The organism is Suilimivivens aceti (assembly GCF_025567405.1).
GTDB classification, from domain to species: domain Bacteria; phylum Bacillota; class Clostridia; order Lachnospirales; family Lachnospiraceae; genus Suilimivivens; species Suilimivivens aceti.
In genome coordinates, this window is sequence record NZ_JAOQKJ010000001.1 from 389,232 (window position 1) to 395,456 (window position 6,225).

The following is a 6,225-nucleotide window of genomic DNA, read 5'->3' on the forward strand; positions in this document are numbered from 1 at the left end:
ATTAACCCTCAACTTTCTTATTCTTTTTCTTCTGGAACAGATTGCTGATAAAAGGCCATCCGATCGCCAGAAGGATCAGTACGATCAGTCCGATGGAAATCGGACCTGTAAACAGCTGTAAGTAGCTTCCGTTGGAAAGCATCAGTGTACGACGAAGGTTTGTCTCGCACATATCACCAAGCAGAAGTCCAAGGATCATCGGTCCAAGAGGATAATCATACTTACGGAAGAAGAATCCGCAGATTCCGGCAATGAACATAACGATCACATCGGTATAGTTCCTGTTCATGGAGTATGCACCTACACAGCAGATCAGAAGAACTGCCATTTGAATGTACTGGCTCTTGATGGACAGAAGCCTGATACATGCCTTTGCACTGAGCAGCCCAAGAGGCAGGATGATCAGGTTTGCAATGATCATGATGATGTACAGCCTGCAAACGAAGGGAGCACTGTTGGAAAGAAGGGTAGGTCCTGTAACCATTCCATACATGGTCAGTGCACCAAGCAATACTGCTGTGTTTCCATCTCCCGGAATACCGAGTGCCAGTGCTGTTGTCAGGGCACCACCGATAGATGCGTTATTGGAGGCACAGGTGGTAGCAAGCCCTTCTACAGAACCATCTCCAAACTCTTCGGGATGCTTGGATACTCTTTTACATACATCCCAGGAGATCAGTGCAGAAATATCTCCGCCGGTACCGGGCACGATACCTACCAGGACACCGATCACAGAACCGATCAGTCCGGGAATTGTCATACGCTTATGCTCCTCCTTCGTAGGAAGAACTCTCTCTTTATCTTTCAGATCGACAATGTCTTTCTTGTTATCATCTTCTTTTTTATGTTCGAAAATCTGGAACAGCATCTCTCCTACACCGAACAGACCGATCATCACGGGAATGAATGCGATACCATCCATCAGGGAAATATTATTTCCTACAAAACGCTTGCTTCCAAGAAGTGGATCCAGTCCTACAGTTGCAAGAAGCATTCCTACAAATCCTGTAACAAGTCCCTTGGCAAGTGATGCGTGGGAAACACTGATCATCATGGAAAGTCCAAAAAGCGCCAGCCAGAAATATTCAGGTGAACCAAAGTTCAGTGCCAGTCTGGCAAGTGGTGCACAGGCAACCATCAGTGCGATGGTGGAGAACAGACCACCGATCACGGAGTAGATGGTGTTGACACCAAGAGCGAAGCCTGCACGGCCTCTCTGTGAAATTTTATATCCGTCAAAGGTTGTTGCTATTGATGCAGGTGTTCCTGGCGTGTTGATCGCGATCGCCGAAATACCACCGGAAAAGATAGCGGAATTATATACACCAAGAAGCATTGCAAAGCCATAAGTCGGATTCAGTTTAAAGGTCAGGGGAGTGATCAGTGAAATTGCCATAACAGAGGTTAATCCCGGCAGAGTTCCAACTACCATTCCTACTGCAACGCCAAGCAATATGCACAGTAAGCACATCGGATTCATGACGCTTTGTATTGCTGATAAATAATCCATATTAATACCTCTCTGCCTGTTATATTTTCATAAGCTAAACGATTTGATCCGTAAATGTCCTCCATCAGTGGATTGTCAGATTTACCTTCAGGAATATGGAGAACATCACATACAGCACACCGGTTACTGCCACAGAATAAATAACAGAGAATAAAAGCTTTTCTTTAAAGATCATGCACTGCAGGAACATGAAGATCATACCTGCAATAAGAAAGGGAACAAATTTCCAGAGAACCAGAAACAGTGCCAGGTCTGCAAAGATCAGAACCGCTCTGATGCAGCTCTGCTTACTGTCCTCACTTGCAAAGGTTCCTGCAAATGCCTTTTCCGGTTTCCTGACAGACTGAACGATCAGGATGATTCCCAGGATCATGATGATAATGCAAATTGCTGAAGGAAAAATTCTTGATCCCGGGTCTCCTGCCGGCGCTGTTGCCGGCAGTGTTGTATTTGCTATATAGAGTATAATTCCGGAAATAATGATGAACAAAAGTCCGATCACTGTATTTCCTGATAATTTTTTCAACATAGAAGACCCTCGTTTCTTATAATGACTACTGTGCTACGATACCAAGGCTGCTGATCAGCTCTGAATAATATGTGAAGTCGCTGTCTGCCATCTTCTTGAACTCTTCCGCACTATAGTATGTGCTGTCGCATCCTCTTGTCTCACAGAAGGACTTGTACTCATCTGTCTCAAATACTGTCTTTAAGGAATCCTGAAGAGTTGTCAGTGTAGCTTCATCAACATCCTTAGGTGCAAGGAAGCCAACCCAGCATACAACGTTCAGATCATAGCCCTGCTCTTTGGCGGTAGGAACATCAGGCATTGTTGCACTTCTGTCTTCGCCGAATACACCAAGGCACTTCAGATCGCCGGAATCAACATAGGAATAGCCTTCGCATGTACCAACAACTGCTGCATCTACCTCGCTTCCAAGAAGAGCGGTAAGGGCGCCTGTTGCTCCGTCATAAGGAACATGATTTAAGGAAATACCAGCCTTGTCAGCCATTGCGCAGGCTGCAATGTGCCAGATAGAACCAATACCAGAGTTGGCAACCTTCACTACATCAGGGTTCTCTTTACAGTAATTGATGAAATCCTCCATATTATCATAAGGGGCATCCTTGGGAACATATAATGCCGCTGACCAGGACATTCCACATCCAAGAAGGCTTACACTGTCAGGATTTAACTCTGCATAGCCAAGTGCCTGGATCATGGAAAGTTCTACAGGTGCGGTACCAATGGTGTACCCGTCCGGCTTGGAGTTCTGTACATACTGCATACCAACGGATCCGGAGCCACCTGTCTTATTTTCAACTGTTACAGACCAGCCAAGCTTGTCCTGCATAACCTGTGCTACTTCTCTTGCAAGAGCATCACTTCCGCCACCTTCCTTTGCATGGCATACGATATTTACTGTGTCTGAAGGAAATGCTGCACTTTCATTTGATGATCCGCAGGCTGTAAGACCAAGCATCATAACCCCTGCCATTGCTCCTGCTAAAATTCTTCTAAAATCTCTCTTTTTCATACCTTTACCTCTCTTTTCTCTTAGTTTGTATTTTGTTATTATTATCTGCTCCTGTGCAGATCATTTGCTGTTTTTCAATCTTCTGTGCATCTGTACTCTGCCATGGTGGCAACACCATGATTGGCAGCTACTACGATGCTTTCCTTCGCATCCCCTATCACAAAGATCTGTGCAGGAGCCTGTCCCTCGTCCAGGACTGTTTCTTCTTCGATCTGTGTTCTGCCTTCGCCTTCACAGGTAAAGGTGAACTTCCGTAAGGTCTTGTCCCCGGCTCTGCTTCCTGTGATCAGTGCAGGCCTTCCAAAGAACTGTCCGCCCCAGAGCACATGTCCGAAGCTTAAGGGAATCTCAACCATTCTTTCCATTCCTGCGCCCAGCTTCTTGAATACTACGGCTTTGTTTCCATGGAACTCTTCGATGATTGCAAGTTCTTCTTTGCCATCCCCGTCCAGATCCATATAAACGATATCACTGGTAGGAACACTCAGCAGATGCTCTACATTCCATTCACCGTCTTTACAGGTTGCCCGGAAAACACCTTCCGTTCCTCCAAAGTAAAGATCATCGAAGCCCTCTTTGTTCCTTGCTACAAACATGGCATGGTGCTTTGTTACACCATCGTAGATCTGCTCCATCTCTACCTTGTCTTTTGTGGGATCATACTTTCCAATCTCCATGGTTCCTGATGTTGACCAGTCATCCTGATCTGTCTTGCTCTTGCAAAGCTTTCCGGCTGCCAGATAAACACCATCCTTTTCCTGCAGCAGTGAAATTCTGTGAACGTAAGGAATCTCTGCAAGTACGGTTCTTTTGCTGACCTCATATCCGTCATCCTTCTTCTCCAGATCAGCCTTGATCACCTTGGCTGTTGCAGAATCAAATACCGGATAGAACTCTTCGATGAAAAGCACTGCATTTTCGCCTTTTACATCCAGGATCGCCATGACGCCGCCCTGTCCTCCAAACAGCTCTGTAGCCTTTTGCGTGACCGGATCTACCAGATATACTCTACCGCCACGGTTTTCAGATGCTGCTGCATAATACTCTTTCCCATCCAATGTGACATCTGTGACAGCGTATAAGCCAGGCACATCCTTGACTAACTCACTCTTTCTGCATTCCAATCTGTCATCACTCCTCTCTTTATAAACTCGTGTAAATATTTTGCAAAAATAATAAATTAACCGCTTTTCCCTTCCACCAGATATACTGGGATATCCTTGACCTGCTGTCCATCATTGTTCCCATCCTCTACCAGAAAATCAACCACATATCTGGCGATATCCTTTTTGGAAAACCCGACTGTTGTAAGCCTCGGATCTACAATCTTGGAGGACGCTGTGTCATCCATCCCTGTAATCGCTATCTTTTCCGGATCATATAACCCCGCTTTCTTAAGATGGTTCATGATAAGCACTGCCAGATAATCATTACCGGCAACAATTCCCACCTTCCCATATTTCTCAAGATTATCACCACAGATCTGTACAGCTCTGTTCAGGATATCATCATAACGATCATTTTCGTAGCTGATCAGGCTTTCATCCACCTGATAATTATAAGCAAGCAGCGCATCCTCGTACCCACGATAGCGGTAATCTTTTCTGCTGAACTGATGAACCTTTGACTTGTAGGGAGGGAAAAAGGCGATTCTTTCAAACCCTCTCTGGATCAGTCTCTCTGTCAGCAGATAAGCAGCTTTCACATAATCAACACGGAGACACCTTACACGGCTTTCTAGCTCTCCATAATGACGTGCGCCGTAAAGCGCAACAGGAATACCACTCTTTGCGATCTTATTGATCTGTTCTGTACTGTAAATACTTGTTGCAAGAAAAATTCCATCCAGTCTGTGGTCAACAAGCTGACTTAAGAATGCATCCTCCTGATGGCTGGTACAAAGGAAAAGATTATAGCCCTTGTCATATGCGTATTTCTCACTGAAATAAGTGATCTCTGCAAACAATTCACTTCGGATATCATCACAAACAAGACCAAGTATATTTGTCTTTTTTGTCTTAAGGCTTCTGCCAATGTAATTCGGATGATAGTGAAGCTCCTCTACTGCCTTGAGCACCGCCTTCCTCTTCTCCTCACTGACATAATTCGAATTGTTAAGTACATATGAAACTACTGATGGGGATACGCCTGCCCTTTCGGCAACTTCATTTCTGGTAACCATTTCGACTCCTGTTGTTGTTTATTTACTCGTGTTTATATATTATATATCACAGAAGAATTTTTGTGTCAACTGAACATATTTAATAAATAGAATCGTCTGTTTTTGTGAAAATTCACTATTGTCATCTTTGAAATGCTGATTTTCCCTTACAGATTTACCTTCCGTATATGTTCTGTTTTCCTGATATTGTGGGATTTTTATTTTACTGATATGTGTGGATTTTTCTAATTTTCCGAAATGATTTGTTGTTTTTTGTTCCAGACATAAAAAAAGCGATTCTTACGAACCACTGAAATGAAGAATATAACTATGAATTTTTAAACATTAAAAATGCCCAGAACCGGAATCGAACCAGTGACACGAGGATTTTCAGTCCTCTGCTCTACCAACTGAGCTATCTGGGCATAGACTTAATACTTAATAAGTCAAGTAGCGGGGACAGGATTTGAACCTATGACCTTCGGGTTATGAGCCCGACGAGCTTCCAGACTGCTCCACCCCGCGATATTTAGTTGATGCCTTTCGGCTAATGGGTGGAGGTGGATTCGAACCACCGAAGCAAATTGCAGCAGATTTACAGTCTGTCCCCTTTGGCCACTCGGGAATCCACCCATTATGATATGAAATTCACATCACAAGCCGATGATCGGACTCGAACCGATAACCTGCTGATTACAAATCAGCTGCTCTGCCAATTGAGCCACATCGGCATATAAATGGGACCTATAGGGCTCGAACCTATGACCCTCTGCTTGTAAGGCAGATGCTCTCCCAGCTGAGCTAAGATCCCATATATATAATACCGAGGAAAAATCCTCTGTAAACGACCCGGATGGGGTTCGAACCCACGACCTCCGCCGTGACAGGGCGGCGCTCTAACCAGCTGAGCCACCAGGCCATAATATCATACCTTCAAAACCGAACATCAAATCTCATATCTTTCCGCAATTCCTGGATAAGCCCTCGACCGATTAGTACTTATCAGCTGAATGCAT

5 protein-coding genes and 6 tRNA genes are annotated in these 6,225 nt (G+C 44.5%); all 11 read right to left on the reverse strand.

Features of this window, described 5'->3' with window-relative positions:
• Position 1: 1 nt before the first annotated feature.
• Positions 2-1,510 (reverse strand): tripartite tricarboxylate transporter permease, encoded by a 1,509-nt coding sequence (locus OCV77_RS01680; RefSeq protein ID WP_262572723.1) that lies wholly within the window; start codon positions 1,508-1,510, stop codon positions 2-4.
• A gap of 64 nt (positions 1,511-1,574) precedes the next feature.
• Positions 1,575-2,039, reverse strand: a complete 465-nt coding sequence (locus tag OCV77_RS01685; RefSeq protein WP_262572725.1) for a tripartite tricarboxylate transporter TctB family protein — start codon at positions 2,037-2,039, stop codon at positions 1,575-1,577.
• 25 nt (positions 2,040-2,064) lie between these two features.
• A complete protein-coding gene (locus tag OCV77_RS01690; protein ID WP_262572727.1) occupies positions 2,065-3,048 on the reverse strand; it encodes a Bug family tripartite tricarboxylate transporter substrate binding protein in 984 nt (327 codons plus the stop codon).
• Positions 3,049-3,122: 74 nt separating this feature from the next.
• Positions 3,123-4,172: a hypothetical protein gene (locus tag OCV77_RS01695; protein WP_262572729.1), complete on the reverse strand. Its 1,050-nt coding sequence runs from the start codon at positions 4,170-4,172 to the stop codon at positions 3,123-3,125.
• A gap of 56 nt (positions 4,173-4,228) precedes the next feature.
• On the reverse strand, positions 4,229-5,230 hold the full coding sequence (locus OCV77_RS01700; protein WP_118797148.1) for a LacI family DNA-binding transcriptional regulator: 1,002 nt from the start codon (positions 5,228-5,230) through the stop codon (positions 4,229-4,231).
• 331 nt (positions 5,231-5,561) lie between these two features.
• Positions 5,562-5,634 (reverse strand) — tRNA-Phe (locus OCV77_RS01705).
• A 26-nt stretch (positions 5,635-5,660) separates the two neighbouring features.
• A tRNA-Met gene (locus OCV77_RS01710) sits at positions 5,661-5,734 on the reverse strand.
• A 26-nt stretch (positions 5,735-5,760) separates the two neighbouring features.
• Positions 5,761-5,842, reverse strand: a tRNA-Tyr gene (locus tag OCV77_RS01715).
• 25 nt (positions 5,843-5,867) lie between these two features.
• Positions 5,868-5,940: transfer RNA gene (locus tag OCV77_RS01720), tRNA-Thr, on the reverse strand.
• A 7-nt stretch (positions 5,941-5,947) separates the two neighbouring features.
• A tRNA-Val gene (locus OCV77_RS01725) sits at positions 5,948-6,020 on the reverse strand.
• A gap of 34 nt (positions 6,021-6,054) precedes the next feature.
• Positions 6,055-6,128 (reverse strand) — tRNA-Asp (locus OCV77_RS01730).
• Positions 6,129-6,225: the final 97 nt, after the last annotated feature.

Coding starts and splice junctions, on each gene's coding strand:
- OCV77_RS01680 (WP_262572723.1), bottom strand. CDS start 1,510: ATGGATTATTTATCAGCAATACAAAGCGTCATGAATCCGATGTGCTTA.
- OCV77_RS01685 (WP_262572725.1), bottom strand. CDS start 2,039: ATGTTGAAAAAATTATCAGGAAATACAGTGATCGGACTTTTGTTCATC.
- OCV77_RS01690 (WP_262572727.1), bottom strand. CDS start 3,048: ATGAAAAAGAGAGATTTTAGAAGAATTTTAGCAGGAGCAATGGCAGGG.
- OCV77_RS01700 (WP_118797148.1), bottom strand. CDS start 5,230: ATGGTTACCAGAAATGAAGTTGCCGAAAGGGCAGGCGTATCCCCATCA.